The following is a 15,661-nucleotide window of genomic DNA, read 5'->3' on the forward strand; positions in this document are numbered from 1 at the left end:
CTGCCTGTCGTCCCCCGGCCCCGGTCGCCTTGGGCCAGGACGGCAACCTCCGGCCATCGAGGTCTCCATGTCCAGCCCCAAGACTCCGAACCCGTGGGCTCAATTCGTGGGTCACCTGATCGTCCCCGCTTTGCTGCTCGGCTATGCGACGCAATACTATGTGAGCGTCGCCAGCCTGCCGCGGCCCGATACGAACCTTCTCCTGATCGGGCCGGTGTATTGGCTTCTGCTGGTCTGCTGCATCGCCTTCGGCGTCGTCCGCCTGGTGGAGGCCGTCCGGGCGGGACGAGGGGGGGCTGCCGGGGAGGAGCCGGCGCAGCCTCTCGACCTGCCGAGGTCGCTGGCCTTTCTCGTCCTGACGGGCGGGTGCATCTGGGCGATCTTCGTGCTGGGCTTCGTCGTCTCGACGGTGACCTACACCTTCCTGCTGCTGCTGGTGCTCGGCGTCCGGTCGCTGCCGGTGCTGCTGCTGACGCCGACCGGGCTCATCGGGCTGATCTGGATCGGCATGGAGCACTACCTCGGCCTGCCGCTGCCGACCGGGCTGCTGATCTGAAGCGGGCGCCGCGCGGCTGATCCACGGATCTGTAGGAAACATCATGCTCGATCTCGGTTCCATCCTCGCCGGGGCGTCTCTGCTCATGCATTGGCATCTCCTGCTGATGCTCCTCGCCGGGCTGTTCTTCGGCATCATCACCGGCGCGATCCCCGGCTTCAGCACGCCGCTCGCCATCAGCGTGATGCTGCCGCTGACCTTCCCCATGCCGCCGCTCGTCGCCATCGTGTTCCTGACGGCGATCTACGCCGGCGGGAATTTCGGCGCCTCGATCTCGTCGATCCTGCTGAACATCCCCGGATCCCCCCAGGCCATCATGACCGGTCTCGACGGTCATCCCATGACCTGCCGGGGCCGGGCCTACGAGGCGCTCGGCACCTCCGTGGCGGCCTCGGCGACGGGCAACCTCATCGGCTCCTTCTTCCTCATCCTGGTGATGCCGGTCATCGTCCTGTTCGCCCTGAAGTTCGGGCCGCCCGAGCGCTTCCTGGTCGGCGTCCTCGGCATCACCATCATCGCCTCGCTCGACAAGAGCTTCATCAAGGCGATGATCGCCGGCATGTTCGGCGTGCTGGTCAGCACCACGGGCATGTCCTCGACCGGCGCCGTCCGCGGCACCTTCGGCTTTTTCGAGCTGATGGACGGGATCGCGATCATCCCGGCGCTGATCGGGCTGATCGGCTTCTCCGAGCTCTTCTACATGCTTCAGAAGTCCCACGTGACCGGCTCGGGCCCGATGGTGGCGGAGCCCGCCGGCTCCGCCTGGGCCCAGATGTTCCGCGGGGTGCGGACCACCTTCACCTATCCGGTGGCGCTGCTGCGCTCCTGTGGCCTCGGCGTGCTGATCGGCGCCCTGCCGGGGGCGGGCGCGACGATCGCCAGCGTCGTCAGCTACAACGAGGCGAAGCGGGCCTCGGCCACGCCTGAGGCGTTCGGCAAGGGCGCGCCCGAAGGGCTGATCAGCGCGGAGTCGGCCAACAACGCGTCGGAAGGGGGGGCCCTGGCGCTGATGCTGGCCCTGGGAATTCCCGGCGGGCTCGCCACCGCGGTGCTGATCGGCGCCCTCATGCTGCAGGGTTTGATTCCCGGCCCCCGCCTCTTCATGGAGCAGCCGCAGCTGGTCTACGGCGTGATGCTGGCCCAGTTCATCACCTCGGTCTGTCTGGTCGGCGCCGGGCTGCTGGTCTCGTTCTGGGCGGCCAAGATCGTGCGCATCCCGACCAGCGTGTTGATCCCCGTCATCTCGATCTTCTCCCTTGCCGGCACCTACGCCGTGCATCTGCAGATGTTCGACGTCGCCCTGATGGCGGTCTTCGCCGCCCTCGGCATCGTCTTGCGCCGGTTCGGCTATCCGCTGATCGCGGTGGTTCTCGGCATCGTGCTCGGGCCGATCCTCGATGCGGAACTCCTGCGGACCTACCAGACCTTCGGCAGCGTCAGCCCGGAGATATTCCTGCAGCGGCCGGTGTCGCTGGTGCTGCTGGCGCTGCTGGCCCTCAGCCTTCTGACCATGGCACGGCGGGCGCTGCGCGAGCTCCGCCGCACCGGGAGACTCGAAGCATGAAGATCGCAATCATCGGATGTGGCGCCATGGGCTCGGTCTACGCCGGCCTGTTGGCCGACGCCGGCAACGAGGTCCTGGTGGTCGATCCCTGGGCCGCCCATGTGGAGGCCATCAACCGCGACGGCCTGGTCGTCGACGGCGCCTCCGGCCACCGGAACGTCCGCATCCGGGCGTTCGCGGCGGTTCCGGACGGCGAGACGGCGGGCATGCTGATCCTCGCCGTCAAATCCGCCGCTGCGGGCGCCGCGGCGGCCGCGGCGGCGACGCTGGTCGGTCCCGGGACGCTGGTGGTCACCATCCAGAACGGGCTCGGCGCGGCCGATGACGTGGCGGGCGTGATCGACCCGCACCGGCTCATCGTCGGCATCGCCGGCGGCTTCGGTGCCGCCCTCACCGGTCCGGGGCGGGCCCACCACAACGGCATGCAGGTGATCCGCATGGGCGCCTATGCCGGCCTCGCGTACGCCGAGGTGGAACGGGCCGTCGCGGTGTGGAACGCGGCCGGGTTCCGCACCGAGGCGGCCCGCGACATCGCCGCGATGCAGTGGGACAAGCTGATCTGCAACGTGGCCTACAGCGCGCCGTGCGCGCTGACCGGGCTGACGGTGGGCGAGGCGATGGACGATCCCGACCTCGGGCCCGTCAGCCGTGCCGCCGCGCTGGAGGCGGCGGCCGTCGCCCGGGCGCGCGGCATCGCCATCGACATTCCCGATCCCGTCGCCCACGTGCGCGCCTTCGCCGGCCGGATGCCGGCGGCCAAGCCGTCCATGCTGCTCGACCACGAGGCCGGGCGGCTGAGCGAGATCGACTACATCAACGGCGCGATTCCGCGGGAGGCCGCAAAGGCGGGGATCGAGGCGCCCGTCAACGGGACGCTGACCCGGCTCGTGCGGATCAGGGAGCGGACCATCGCCGCCCCCAGGTCCTGATTTCCGCCCCGCCGCCCGAGCGAACAGCCTTTTCAGGAGTGCCAGCGTGAAGATAGTCGACATCGCGACCCGCAGCGTGAAGCTCGAGGGCGCGATCTCCAACGCGGTCGTGTCGTTCGACGATCATGACGTCTCGCTCGTCGCGGTCGTCAGCGACGTCGTGCGGAACGGACGTCCGGTCGTCGGGATCGGATTCAATTCGATCGGCCGGTACGCCCAGCGGGGCATCCTGTTGGACCGGGTCCGGCCCCGCGTTCTCGCTGCGGCGCCGGACAGCCTGCTGAACGACGACGGGACGGGCTTCGATCCGGCCAAGGTGTTCGCCGTCGCCATGCGGAACGAGAAGCCGGGCGGCCACGGCGATCGCGCCTCCGCCGTCGCCGCGCTGGAACTGGCGGTCTGGGACCTCAACGCCAAGCTCGCCGACCGACCCGCCTACGCGGTCATCGCCGAGGCGCATGGGCGTCCGGCCGAGGTGTCGCCCGTCGCCGTCTACGCCGCCGGCGGCTACTACGGCGCACCTGGCAGCGGCCGGTCGCTTCGCGACGAGCTGGAGGGGTACCGCGACCTCGGTTTCGATGCGTTCAAGATCAAGGTGGGCGGCGCTTCGGAAGGGGACGACATGGCCCGCATCGAGGAGGCGATCGCGCTCGCCGGGTCGGGTGCGCGCGTGGCGGTGGACGCCAACGGGCGCTTCGCCCTGCCCGAGGGCCTCGCCTTCGGGCGCCGGATCGCGGGGTACGGTTTGCGCTGGTACGAGGAGGCCGGCGACCCGCTGGACTTCGCGATGAACCAGGCGATCGCCCACCATTACGACGGCGCCATTGCCACCGGCGAAAACCTGTTCTCCTGCCAGGACGTGCGCAACCTGCTGAATTTCGGCGGGATGCGCGCCGGACGCGACATCTTCCAGATGGACGCCGGCCTCAGCTACGGGCTGACCGAGTACGCCCGCATGGTCGCGCTGCTGGAAGGGCGGGGGTTCAGCCGCACGCAGATGTTCCCGCACGGTGGTCACCTCATCAACCTGCACATCGCCGCCGCCTTGGGGCTCGGCGGCTGTGAGGCCTACCCCGGCGTCTTCCGGCCGTTCGGCGGCTATCCCGACACCTGTCCGGTCGTCGACGGCGCGGTCCGGCCGAGCGACGCCCCCGGCTTCGGGCTGGAGGAGAAGCCGGACATCGCCGCGGCCATCCGCGATCTGGTGAACTGACCGGCCACAGGGGGGCATCATGCGGGGAACGCTGTACGACAAGGTCTTCGACGCCCACGTGGTCCGCGCGGTGACGGAGGGGCAGTACCAGCTCGCCGTCGACCTGCATCTCGTCAACGAGGTGAGCAGCCCGCAGGCCTTCGAGGACCTGGCGGAGCGCGGGTTGGGCGTGGCCCATCCGGAGCGCACCTTCGCCAGCGCGGACCATTCGGTGTCGACCGGCGGCGATGCGCTCGCCTTCGACGACGCCCTGTGCGAGGCCCAGGTCAGCCGTCTCGGGAGCAACGCCAGGGCCAACGGCATCGCCTATTTCGATCCGGTCAAGGGCCTGCACGGGATCATCCACGTGGTGGCCCCGGAACAGGGCCTGACCCAGCCCGGCATGGTCATCGCCTGCGGCGACAGCCACACCTCCACCCATGGGGCGTTCGGGGCGATCGCCTTCGGCATCGGCACCTCCCAGGTGCGCGACGTCCTGGCCAGCCAGACCCTGATCATGGAGAAGCTGAAGGTCCGGAGGATCGTGGTCGAGGGCACCCTGCCGCCCGGCGTCTTCGCCAAGGACGTGGCGCTGCACGTCATCCACCGGCTCGGCGCCAAGGGGGGACTCGGCTACGCCCACGAGTTCGCCGGGTCGGCGATTTCCCGCCTGTCCATGGAGGAGCGGATGACCCTGTGCAACATGGCGGTGGAAGGGGGGGCCCGGTGCGGCTACGTGAACCCCGACCGGACGACGGTCGACTATCTGCGCGGCCGGCCCTTCGCGCCCGCCGGGGCGGCCTGGGATGGGGCCGTGGCGCGTTGGCTGGGCGTGGCGTCCGACCCCGACGCGGTGTGGGATGACGAGGTGGTCCTGGACGCCGGGGAGATCCGTCCCATGGTGACCTGGGGCACCTCGCCGGACCAGTCCGTGCCCGTCGCCACGCCCGTCCCGGACCCCGCCGGCGCCGGCGAGGACGCCGGCGGCTGGCGGGCCGCCATGGCGTTCATGGGCGTCGAGCCGGGCCGCCCGGTGACGGGAACCCGGATCGACGTCGCGTTCATCGGCTCCTGCACCAACGGGCGCCTCTCCGACCTCGAGGCCGTCGCGTCGTTCCTGCGCGGCACCGACGGCCGGGTGGCGCCGGGGGTGCGTGCCATGATCGTCCCCGGCTCGCGTGCGGTGCGTGAGGCGGCGGTGGCGCTGGGGCTCGACCGCCTGTTCATCGAGCGCGGTTTCGAGTTCCGCGACGCCGGCTGTTCGCTGTGCTGCGGCATGAACGCCGACAAACTGATGGGCGCGCAGGTCTGCGCGTCATCCTCGAACCGCAATTTCCGCGGCCGGCAGGGGTCGCCGACCGGCCGCACCCACCTCATGTCGCCGGTGATGGTGGCCGCCGCCGCGCTCGCCGGCGAGATCACCGACGCGGCGACGGTCCATGACGCCCAGGGAGGACGGGGCCGATGACCGAGGCGATCGAGACGGTGCGGGGACGCGGCCTGCCGCTGCCGGGCGATGATGTCGACACCGACCAGATCATCGAGTCCCGCTATTTGAAGATGACGACCTTCCGGGGCATGGAGGCGTACGTCTTCGAAAGCGCGCGGGCGGCCGCCCGCGAGGCGGCGGGTCCGCCGCACCCGTTCGACGACCCACGGTTCACCGGTGCCTCAATCCTGCTGGTCGGCAGCAATTTCGGCTGCGGCTCGTCGCGCGAGCACGCGCCCCAGGGGCTGCGCCGCTTCGGCATCCGGGCGGTTGTCGGGCAATCCTTCGGCGAGATCTTCGCGGGCAACTGCCTGTCGCTCGGTCTGCCGTGCCTGCCGGTCTCCGCCGCCGACGGGCGATGGCTCCAGGACCTGTGCGCCCGCGATCCCGGCACCGAGATCGTCGCCGACCTGCGGTCCGGCGCGATCACGGCGGGGGGCCGGCGCCTCCGCTTCCTGCTGAGCGAGGGGCGTCGCCAGAGGCTGCTGGACGGGAGCTGGGATTCCCTGAACGTGCTGCTCGGCGCACGGGCGGCGATCGAGGCCCGCCTCGCGGCGCTTCCCCCGGCGCCGGCGCAGACCGGATGACGACGGGCCGACGGGGCGCGATTCAACACCAAGGAGTGGGACGATGACCGGCTCTGCGACGTCCTTACCGGCCGGCGGCGACGACCTGCTGTCCCTGATGGCGATGGAACAGTCGGTCATCCGACTGTTTGCCGGCCTGGATCACGATGACGCCGCGGGCGTGGCCGCGGCGTTCTCGGCGCACGGCGTGTGGTACCACGGTGGGCACGCTCATGTCGGCCGTGCCCAGATATCCGAGGAGATGGGGTGCCGGCCGGCCGGCCGCCGCACCGTTCACCTGGTGAGCAACTTCCTGCTTCTGGAGGTGGCCGCCGGGCGCGGGCGCGCCGCGTTCGATGTGCTGACCTACGCGGGCCGGCCGGCGCCCGACGACGGGCCGGCGGTGCTGGACCTGCCCATCGCGGTGGACCGGTACGAATCCGAGTTCATCAGGGACGGGGGGGCGTGGCTGGTCGTGCTGCTCAGGCCGGAGCGCCGCTTCGCGCCCTCCCGGTGACCGGGTCGGGCGGACCCTCCCCCGGGGGTGACCCCGGGGGAGGGCCGGTGCTCACCCCCGCAGCGCCGTGGCGTGGTGGCGCAGGTGGTCGTCGATGAAGGACGCGATGAAGTAGTAGCTGTGGTCGTAGCCCGGCTGGAGGCGCAGGGTCAGCGGGTGCCCGGCCGCCTCCGCGGCCCGGCGCAGGGCGTCCGGCTGGAGCTGGGTGTTGAGGAAGGAGTCCCCCTCGCCCTGGTCGACCAGAAGGGGCAGCCGCTCCTTGGCGTCCGCGAGGAGCGCGCAGGCGTCCCACTTCGCCCAGACCGCCCGGTCCGGTCCGAGATAACGGCCCAGCGCCTTCTCGCCCCACGGCACCTGGGACGGGTTGACGATCGGCGCGAAGGCCGACACCGAGCGGTAGCGGCCGGGGTTGCGCAAGGCGCACACCAGCGCGCCGTGGCCGCCCATGGAGTGGCCGGCCACGGCACGGCGGTCGCTCACCGGCAGGGTGCGCTCCACCAGCCCCGGCAGCTCCCGCACCACGTAGTCGTGCATGCGGTAGTGGGTCGACCACGGCGCCTCGGTGGCGTTGACGTAGAACCCGGCGCCGTGCCCGAAGTCCCAGGCGCCGTCCGGATCGCCGGGGACGTCCGGGCCGCGCGGGCTGGTGTCGGGAGCGACGATGGCGATGCCCAGCTCGGCCGCCAGCTTCTGCGCCCCGGCCTTCTGCATGAAGTTCTCGTCGGTGCAGGTCAACCCCGACAGCCAGTACAGCACCGGCACCGGGCCGGCCTCGGCCTGCGGCGGCAGGTACACCGCGAACACCATGTCGCAGCCCAGCACCGTGGAGCGGTGCCGCAGCCGCTTGTGCCAGCCGCCGAAGCTCTTGTTGGCCGCGACGACGCTGGTTTCCTCGCTCACCGGTCCCTCCCGCTCACTGGTCGTACATGATGACGGAACGGATGCTCTTGCCCTCGTGCATCAGGTCGAAGGCCTCGTTGATCCGGTCCAGCCCCATGGTGTGGGTGATGAAGGTGTCCAGCTCGAACTCGCCCTTGAGGTAGCGTTCCACGTACTCCGGCAGCTCCGAGCGGCCGCGCACGCCGCCGAAGGCGGAGCCGCGCCACACCCGTCCGGTGACGAGCTGGAAGGGGCGGGTGGCGATCTCCTCGCCGGCCCCGGCGACGCCGATGATCACCGACTCGCCCCAGCCCTTGTGGCAGCACTCCAGGGCGGCCCGCATGACCTTGACGTTGCCGATGCACTCGAACGAGTAGTCGACGCCGCCGTCGGTCAGCTCCACCAGCACCTCCTGGATCGGCCGGTCGTAGTCGCGCGGGTCGATGCAGTCGGTGGCGCCCAGCTTGCGGGCGATGTCGAACTTGGACGGGTTGATGTCGACGCCGATGATGCGCGAGGCCTTGGCCATCACCGCACCGATGATCGCCGACAGGCCGATGCCGCCCAGGCCGAAGATGGCGACCGTCGAACCTGGCTCGACCTTGGCCGTGTTCATCACCGCGCCCATGCCGGTGGTGACGCCGCAGCCGAGCAGGCAGACCTTCTCCAGCGGCGCCTCCTTGTTGATCTTGGCGACCGCGATCTCCGGCAGCACCGTGTACTCGGAGAAGGTCGAGGTCCCCATGTAGTGGAAGACCGGCTGGCCCTTGGCGGTGAAGCGGGTGGTGCCGTCGGGCATCAGCCCCTTGCCCTGGGTGGCGCGGATCGCCTGGCACAGGTTGGTCTTGCCCGAGCGGCAGAACTTGCAGGTGCCGCATTCCGGCGTGTAGAGCGGGATGACGTGGTCGCCGACCGCCACGGACGTGACGCCCGGCCCGACCTCGACCACCACGCCGGCGCCCTCGTGACCGAGGATGCAGGGGAACACACCCTCCGAATCGGCGCCGGACAGGGTGTAGGCGTCGGTGTGGCAGACGCCGGTCGCGACCAGCTTGACCATGACCTCGCCCTGCCGGGGCGCGGCCACCTCGACCTCCTCGATCTCCAGCGGGCGCTTGGCTTCCCAGGCAACCGCGGCTCGCGACTTGACCATCGTGCTCTCTCTCCCTTTCCCTTGCGTCTCCTCCCGGCGGCCGCGCCGCGGCGGTCAAGCCGGCGCGCGCGGGAGGGCGTCATGCGCGGATGGTACGGTGGTCGGCGCGGCGGTGCACCCTATACTTTGGGCCGGTGCGAAGCACACCCAACCCAACGCCAACCCATCGCAAGAGGTCGCAATGGCCGAACCCAAGACATTGTTCGACGCCGTGACTGTTGGCGGCATGACGCTGCCCAACCGTGTGGTCATGGCACCGTTGACCCGCAGCCGGGCCAACAACACCGACGCGGCGCCGACGGCGATGCACGCCGAATACTATGCCCAGCGGGCCGGCGCCGGGCTGATCATCGCCGAGGCGACGCAGATCTCGCCCCAGGGCAAAGGCTACGCGTACACGCCGGGCATCCACAGCGCCGCCCAGGTGGCCGGCTGGCGGGGGGTGACCGACGCCGTGCGGGCCCGCGGCGGCCGCATGGTGCTGCAACTCTGGCACGTCGGCCGGATCTCCCACCCGTCGTTGCAGCCGGACGGGGCGCTTCCGGTGGCGCCGTCGCCGGTGCGCCCGGCGATGAAGGCGTTCACCGAATCCGGCTTCGTCGACATTCCCGAGCCGCGGGCGCTGGCGGTCGGGGAGATCCCCGGCATCGTCGAGGACTACCGCACCGCCACCCGCAACGCCCTGGCGGCCGGCTTCGACGGGGTCGAGGTGCACGCCGCCAACGGCTATCTCATCGACCAGTTCCTGCGCGACGGCACCAACACCCGCACCGACGCCTACGGCGGCAGCCGGGAGAACCGGGCGCGCTTCCTGTTCGAGGTGCTCGACGCGGTGGTCGCCGAGGCCGGGGCCGACCGGGTGGGCATCCGCCTGTCGCCGCTGAGCCCGAGCAACGACGCCCAGGAGAGCGACCCCGTCGCCACCTTCTCCCCGGTGATCGAGCGGCTCAACGATTACGCCCTGGCCTACCTCCACATGATCGAGGGCCAGACCCGCGCACCGCACCCCGGCTTCGGCGGCGACCTCGCGGCGCTGCGCCGGCTCTACCGTGGCTGCTACATGGCCAACAACAGCTACACCCGCGACCTCGCCATCCAGGCGGTGGAGAGCGGCCACGCGGACCTCGTCGCCTTCGGCCGGCCCTTCATCTCGAACCCGGACCTGGTGGAGCGGCTGCGCCGCAACGCCCCCCTGGCCGAGCCCGACCAGGCCACCTTCTACGGCGGCGGCGCCACGGGCTACACGGACTATCCGACGCTGGCCGCGGATTGAGCGGGCGTCCGGTCCGGCCGGGACGCGCGTCCCGGCCGGACCGCCGTCGCCTCACCCGGCGTCGCGGCGGTCCATCAGCCGGCCGCGCTCGGTGACCAGGACGGCGGCAAGGGCCAGGGCGCCGCACGCCGCGATGCCCATGGTCAGCGGCCGCACCGTGCCGTCGAAGGCGTGGCCGATGGCCCACCCCAGCACGGCCCCGGCCCCGGTGGTGTAGAAGCCGATGAAGGACGAGGCCATGCCGGCGACGTGGCCCAGCGGCTCCATGGCCAGCGCGTTGAAGTTCGGCGCGATCAGGCCGAAGGCGAAGAAGGTCGCCGCGAGGTAGGCGCAGAACAGCGGCAGCGGCAGGTCCGCGGGGAAGCCGGCCAGGGTCATGGCGGCGCAGACCACGACGTAGCCGAGCAGGGCGGCGTGGGAGACGCGGCGCATGCCGATCCGTCCGACCAGCCGCGCGTTGGTCAGCGACGCCGCCGCCATGGCCGCGGCGATGGCGCCGAACACGAAGGGAAACAGCTCGCCCAGCCCGTAGACGTCGACGAACACCTGCTGGGCGCTGCCCACATAGGCCAGCAGGCTGCCGAACAGGAATCCCGTGGCGATGGTGTAGCCGAGGCTGCGCCGGGTGCGCACCACCCGCAGAAAGGCGTTGGTGAGGGCCGGGCCGGACAGCGGGATGCGGTCGTGGGCCGGCCGCGTCTCGGGCAGGCGCACGGCCGACCAGGCCAGCGCCGCGGCGGCCGCCAGGAACAGGACGCCGAAGATCCAGGGCCAGGAGGCGATGCGAAGGATGCCTTCGCCCAGCGCCGGCGCCACCACCGGCACCACGATGAAGATCATCATCACGAAGGACATCACCCGGGCCATGTCGCGCCCGGCGAAGCGGTCGCGGACGATGGCGACCGCGACGATCCGTGGCGCCGCGGCCCCCAGCCCCTGCACGGCGCGGGCCGCCAGCAGGGTGTTGAAATCGGGCGCCAGCAGCGCCCCGACGGAGCCGATCGCGAACACCACCAGCCCCACCGCCAGGACCGGCTTGCGTCCGAAGCGGTCGGACAGCGGTCCCTGGAACGGCTGCCCGGCGGCGAAGCCCAGCATGTAGACGGTGATCACCAGCTGGCGGTCGTTGGCCGAGACGACGGCGTAGCGCGCGGCGATGTCGGGCAGCGCCACCAGCATGATGTCGATGGACAGCGCGGTCAGCGCCATGAGGAGGGCGATCAGCGCGACGAACTCCGCGAACCGGATGTCGTCCGCCTTCGGCGGCAGGGCGGTCGAATGGGGCATGGCGGCAAAGTGCGTCGCTTCGCCGCGCGCAGCAAGGCGCGCAGCCCTGCGCGGAAAGCAGCCCAGGTCCCCCCCCCGTGCCGCTCAGTCCAGCGGCAGGCCGACGTAGTTCTCGGCCAGCGCGGTGCAGGCGGCCCGGGAATGGACGAGATAGTCGAGATCCGCCAGATGGATGCGCTGTTCGAACGGGGTCTCGGCGTCGTTGCGGTGCAGCATGGTGGTCATGTACCAGGAGAAGCGCTCGGCCTTCCAGATCCGGCGCAGGCAGGTGGCGGTGTAGGCGGCGAGACCGTCGCCGTCGCCGCGGGCGTAGTGCGACTCCAGGGCGCGCGACAGGTACACCGCGTCGGCCACCGCGAGGTTGAGGCCCTTGGCGCCGGTGGGCGGCACGATGTGGGCGGCGTCGCCGCACAGGAACAGGCGGCCGTGCTGCATCGGGTCGCAGACGAAGCTGCGCATGGCGATGATGCCCTTCTGGAGGACCGGTCCCTCGGCCAGGGTCCAGCCGTCGCGGGTTTCCAGGCGCGTGTGCAGCTCCGCCCAGATCCGGTCGTCCGACCAGGCGGCGATGGCGTCGCGCGGGTCGCACTGGACGTAGAGGCGCTGGACCTCCGGCGAACGCGTGCTGAGCAGGGCGAAGCCGCGGTCGTGGCGGGCGTAGACCAGTTCGGGATGGGAGGGCGGGGCGGCGGTGAGGATGCCCAGCCAGCCGAAGGGGTAGAGGTGCTGGTACTCGGTGCGGACCGCCGCGGGGATCGCCTGGCGGGAGGGGCCGTGGAAGCCGTCGCAGCCGGCGACGAAGTCGCAGCGCAGTTCGGCCGGCTCACCGTCGGCGTCGCGGTAGCGGATCGCCGGGGCGTCGCCGTCCAGCCCGTGCAGGGAGACGTCGGCGACGCCGAAGACGATCCGCCCGCCGTCGCCGATCCGGGCGGCGACCAGGTCCTTGATCACCTCGTGCTGGGCGTAGACGGTGACCCACTTGCCGTCGGTCAGCGATTCCATGTCGATGTGGTGGCTGGTGCGGTCGAAGCGCAGGGTGATGCCGGTGTGGAAATGGCCCTCGTGCATCATCCGCGCGCCCAGCCCCATGCGGTTCATGAGGTCGACCGTCCATTGCTCCAGGACGCCGGCGCGGATCGTCCCCTCGATCGCCTCCCGGCTGCGGGACTCCAGGACCACCGAGGCGATGCCCAGACGGTGCAGCAGATGGGCCAGGAACAGCCCGGCCGGTCCGGCGCCGACGATGCCGACCTGGGTGCGCTCCGAACGTGGGTTCATGGGTCGTCCCCCAACTTGTATTCATTGGGCGCCGTCGCGCCGGCGGATGGTCCTGCCAACCGACGACCATACGTGCGGGCCAAGGCGGCGCACAAGCGTGAACGGCCGCCGCGGGGGTGCCGGTCGGCGTTGTGGTGTATGCAAAGCGCCGGTGCGCCCGCTGCCTTCCCTGGGCGGTGGCGGCGCGATAGGGTGGCGCCGCCATGCCCAAGGACACCCCCATGCCCGACACCCCCGCGCCGCGTCCGGTGCCCGCCCTGGCCGACGACCTGCTGATCGACGCCGAGGACCGTCCGGTGCCGGAGACCCCGGCGCACCCGCTGCTGGTGGCGGGCGCCCTGGTGCTGGTGGCGTCGAACCTGCGCCCGGCGCTCAGCAGCGTCGGCCCGGTGCTGGCCGAGCTGGTGCGCGACACCGGCGTCTCCGCCACCGCGGCCAGCGTCCTCACCACCGCCCCGGTGCTGTGCCTGGGCCTGTGCGGCCTGCTGGCGCCGCGGCTGGCCGGGCGGCTGGGCAGCGAACGGGCGGTGCTGGCCGCGGTGGCCCTGCTCGCCGCCGGGCTGGTCCTGCGGTTGGTGCCAGACTACCCCGTGCAGCTCATCGCCGCGGTGGTGGCGGGGGCGGGCATCGGCATCGCCGGGGCGCTCCTGCCGGGCATCGTCAAGCGCGACTTCGCCGGCCGCTCCGCCCTGATGACCGGGGTCTACACCATGGCGATGTGCGCCGGGGCGGCGACCGCCGCGGGGGCGACCCTGCCGCTGGCGCGCGCCGTCGGCGGCGCGGAGTCGTGGGCGCCCGCCCTGGCGTTCTGGGCCGTTCCGGCGGTGGTCGCGGCCCTGGTGTGGTGGCCCCTGATGCCGCCGCGCCGGGGCGGCGCCGCGGCACGGCGGGCGCCGGTGCGCGGCCTGTGGCGCGACCCGCTGGCGTGGCAGGTCACCCTGTTCATGGGGCTGCAGTCGTCGCTGGCCTACATCATCTTCGCGTGGCTCGCCGCGTGCCTGCGCGACCGCGGCCTCGACCCGGTGGCCGCCGGGCTGGTCGTCTCCGCCTCGATCATGATCCAGGTGGGGGCGGCGCTGGTGGCGCCGACCCTGGCGACCCGCGGCCGCACCCAGGGCGGTGCCATCGCCGTGGTGGTCGGGCTGTCGCTGGTCGGCATGGTCGGCTGCATGTTCGCGCCGCTGGAGGGCGTGTGGGTGTGGGCGGTGCCGCTGGGCCTCGGCCAGGGCGGGACCTTCGCCATCGCGCTGACCCTGATCGTCCTGCGGGCCGGCGACGCCCACGTCGCCGCCCACCTCTCGGGCATGGCCCAGAGCGTCGGCTATGCCCTGGCCTCGGCCGGCCCGTTCGCGGTGGGGCTGCTGCACGACTGGAGCGGCGGCTGGGCGGTGCCGGGCGCGTTCTTCGTCGCCGTGGGGCTCCTCTCCATCGCCTTCGGCTTCGCCGCCGGGCGCGACCGCCATGTCCTGGAGGGGGCGCCCGCCGCGCGCTGACGGCCATCCCGCCCGCGGGGGGACCGAGCCGGCACCCGCGGCGTGCGGCCGCGGCGGTGCGATCAGAGGCCGACGAACGGCTGCATCAGCCGGCCGACCAGCCCGGTGAAGCGCAGCGGTGCGTCGGTGGCGATCAGGCAGACGCATTCCTCGTGGCCGTCGGCGATCGGCTGGTGGCGGGTTTCGGAATCCGCCTCGCCGATGTCGCCGGGCCCGTAGCGGCCGAACTCGTCGGCGAAGGACCCGGCCAGCACCATGGTCAGCTCCACGCTGCCATGGCCGTGGTGGGGCAGGGCGGTTCCCGGGGCGATGCGCAGCAGCTGGGCGTTGCCGCCATGGGCGGTGCGCGGCAGCAGGGGAATGCGCGCCACCCCGGGGGCGATGCGCTGCCACCGCGTCTCGAACCCGGGGCCGAGATAGGAGGCGAGCGGCTCCGGGAAACGCCGGTGCGAGCCCGGCGCGTCCGCCGCCGCCGCCGCCGCGGCGATGGCGGGCGGGGAGGCGCTCAGGGAGGCGGCCGGCGGCGCGTCCAGGCAGGCGAGCGCCCGGTCCAGGGCGCCGTCGGCCAGGGCGTCGGGCGGCAGATCGTCCAGCAGCGCGCCGCCCAGCGCATCGACCGCGGCGGCGGCGGCGCGGCAGTGGGGGCACAGCGCGATGTGGGTGGCGACGGCCAGCGACACACCCTCGTCCAGGCCGCCGGCGCCGTAGGCGAACAGCATCGCATCGCTGGGGTGGTGTTTCGGGCTCATCATGGGCAATCCTCTCCCAGCGCCTTGCGGATCTTGATCATGGCGAGGCGCAGGCGCGACTTCACGGTTCCGAGCGGCAGGCCGAGACGCTCGGCGATGGCCGGGTGGGGCAGGTCGACGAAGAAGGACAGGTGAACCGCCTCCGCCTGATCGGCCGGAAGGGTCGCCAGCACCGCCCGCAGCGCACCGTTCCGCCGGCCGGTCGCCACCAGGGTTTCGGCGTCGGGGCGGTCGTCGGCGTGGTCGGCCAGCGCCTCGTCCGACACCTCGGGGTGGCGTTCGCGGCGCAGGGCGTCGATCCGCAGGTTGCGCGCGATCGTGAACACCCAGGTGGCCGCCTCGGCCCGGCCCGGGTCGTACAGCGCCGCCTTGCGCCAGACCGTCAGCAGCGTCTCCTGGGCGAGGTCCTCGGCCTGCGCCGCCCCGACGCCCAGCCGCACCAGATAGGCTTTCACCCGTGGTGCGAAATGGCCGAACAGCCGGGCGAAGGCCGCCCGGTCCTGGTGCCGTGCGATCGCGACGATGGCCGCGGACAGCGCCGCCGCCGGTGTCGCCGTGGCGGCCATCGGCGGCTCCGACGGTGGCGGAGCCGGGTCCGGCTCCAGGGAATGTGCGGGTGTGCCCATCATGCCGCCTGATACGCGGCGGGGTGCGCCGCGGATCACCACAAAATGCGGTGATCCGCCGCCGGGGGCGGCCCGTAACGTCCAGCATGATGCCTTGCAACCCGGAACGC

Annotated in this window: 15 protein-coding genes; 9 read left to right on the top strand and 6 right to left on the bottom strand. The window is 72.0% G+C overall.

All coding sequences use genetic code 11. The features are described from left to right. Positions 1-67 precede the first annotated feature (67 nt). From AC6H2I_RS18100 to AC6H2I_RS18130, 7 genes are read left to right on the top strand one after another with little or no spacing between them, the layout of a single operon-like run. Positions 68-556 (top strand): tripartite tricarboxylate transporter TctB family protein, encoded by a 489-nt coding sequence (locus tag AC6H2I_RS18100; protein WP_497502078.1) that lies wholly within the window; start codon positions 68-70, stop codon positions 554-556. Between the two features lie 43 nt (positions 557-599). Further along, on the top strand, positions 600-2,120 hold the full coding sequence (locus AC6H2I_RS18105; RefSeq protein WP_497502079.1) for a tripartite tricarboxylate transporter permease: 1,521 nt from the start codon (positions 600-602) through the stop codon (positions 2,118-2,120). Beyond that, positions 2,117-3,049, top strand: coding sequence for a ketopantoate reductase family protein (locus AC6H2I_RS18110; protein ID WP_497502080.1), 933 nt, complete (start codon positions 2,117-2,119; stop codon positions 3,047-3,049). Before AC6H2I_RS18105 ends, AC6H2I_RS18110 begins: the two co-directional genes overlap by 4 nt. A gap of 46 nt (positions 3,050-3,095) precedes the next feature. Continuing rightward, positions 3,096-4,262, top strand: a complete 1,167-nt coding sequence (locus AC6H2I_RS18115; RefSeq protein ID WP_497502081.1) for an enolase C-terminal domain-like protein — start codon at positions 3,096-3,098, stop codon at positions 4,260-4,262. 19 nt (positions 4,263-4,281) lie between these two features. Next, positions 4,282-5,709, top strand: a complete 1,428-nt coding sequence (locus tag AC6H2I_RS18120; RefSeq protein WP_497502082.1) for a 3-isopropylmalate dehydratase large subunit — start codon at positions 4,282-4,284, stop codon at positions 5,707-5,709. Continuing rightward, the gene (locus tag AC6H2I_RS18125) at positions 5,706-6,317 is read left to right on the top strand and encodes a 3-isopropylmalate dehydratase small subunit (RefSeq protein ID WP_497502083.1); all 612 of its coding nucleotides are present in this window, start codon (positions 5,706-5,708) and stop codon (positions 6,315-6,317) included. Before AC6H2I_RS18120 ends, AC6H2I_RS18125 begins: the two co-directional genes overlap by 4 nt. Before the next feature lie 43 nt (positions 6,318-6,360). Then, entirely contained in the window at positions 6,361-6,813 is a 453-nt protein-coding gene (locus AC6H2I_RS18130) for a nuclear transport factor 2 family protein (protein ID WP_497502084.1), read from the top strand. Between the two features lie 51 nt (positions 6,814-6,864). On the opposite strand, the gene fghA is transcribed toward AC6H2I_RS18130, so the two are convergent. Both fghA and AC6H2I_RS18140 read right to left on the bottom strand, forming a co-directional pair. Next, entirely contained in the window at positions 6,865-7,713 is an 849-nt protein-coding gene (gene fghA, locus AC6H2I_RS18135; protein WP_497502085.1) for an S-formylglutathione hydrolase, read from the bottom strand. Positions 7,714-7,726: 13 nt separating this feature from the next. Further along, complete coding sequence (locus AC6H2I_RS18140) at positions 7,727-8,845, bottom strand: S-(hydroxymethyl)glutathione dehydrogenase/class III alcohol dehydrogenase (RefSeq protein WP_497502086.1); 1,119 nt, start codon at positions 8,843-8,845, stop codon at positions 7,727-7,729. A gap of 181 nt (positions 8,846-9,026) precedes the next feature. Between AC6H2I_RS18140 and AC6H2I_RS18145 the strand changes: the two genes are divergently transcribed. Further along, positions 9,027-10,118 (top strand): alkene reductase, encoded by a 1,092-nt coding sequence (locus AC6H2I_RS18145; protein ID WP_497502087.1) that lies wholly within the window; start codon positions 9,027-9,029, stop codon positions 10,116-10,118. 51 nt (positions 10,119-10,169) lie between these two features. On the opposite strand, the gene AC6H2I_RS18150 is transcribed toward AC6H2I_RS18145, so the two are convergent. Together AC6H2I_RS18150 and AC6H2I_RS18155 are read right to left on the bottom strand one after the other, a co-directional pair. Continuing rightward, positions 10,170-11,471, bottom strand: a complete 1,302-nt coding sequence (locus tag AC6H2I_RS18150; protein ID WP_497502158.1) for a multidrug effflux MFS transporter — start codon at positions 11,469-11,471, stop codon at positions 10,170-10,172. Between the two features lie 18 nt (positions 11,472-11,489). Further along, positions 11,490-12,683 (bottom strand): 4-hydroxybenzoate 3-monooxygenase, encoded by a 1,194-nt coding sequence (locus AC6H2I_RS18155; protein ID WP_497502088.1) that lies wholly within the window; start codon positions 12,681-12,683, stop codon positions 11,490-11,492. A gap of 221 nt (positions 12,684-12,904) precedes the next feature. On the opposite strand from AC6H2I_RS18155, the gene AC6H2I_RS18160 reads away from it, so the two are divergent. Next, positions 12,905-14,176, top strand: coding sequence for an MFS transporter (locus AC6H2I_RS18160; RefSeq protein ID WP_497502089.1), 1,272 nt, complete (start codon positions 12,905-12,907; stop codon positions 14,174-14,176). Between the two features lie 62 nt (positions 14,177-14,238). Here the strand turns inward: AC6H2I_RS18160 and AC6H2I_RS18165 are convergent, their stop codons facing one another. After that, positions 14,239-14,928, bottom strand: coding sequence for a ChrR family anti-sigma-E factor (locus AC6H2I_RS18165; RefSeq protein WP_497502090.1), 690 nt, complete (start codon positions 14,926-14,928; stop codon positions 14,239-14,241). Beyond that, complete coding sequence (locus tag AC6H2I_RS18170; protein ID WP_497502091.1) at positions 14,925-15,491, bottom strand: sigma-70 family RNA polymerase sigma factor; 567 nt, start codon at positions 15,489-15,491, stop codon at positions 14,925-14,927. The genes AC6H2I_RS18165 and AC6H2I_RS18170 overlap by 4 nt, the downstream gene beginning before the upstream one ends. Positions 15,492-15,661 lie beyond the last annotated feature (170 nt).

This window comes from Azospirillum sp. NS33 (assembly GCF_059703765.1).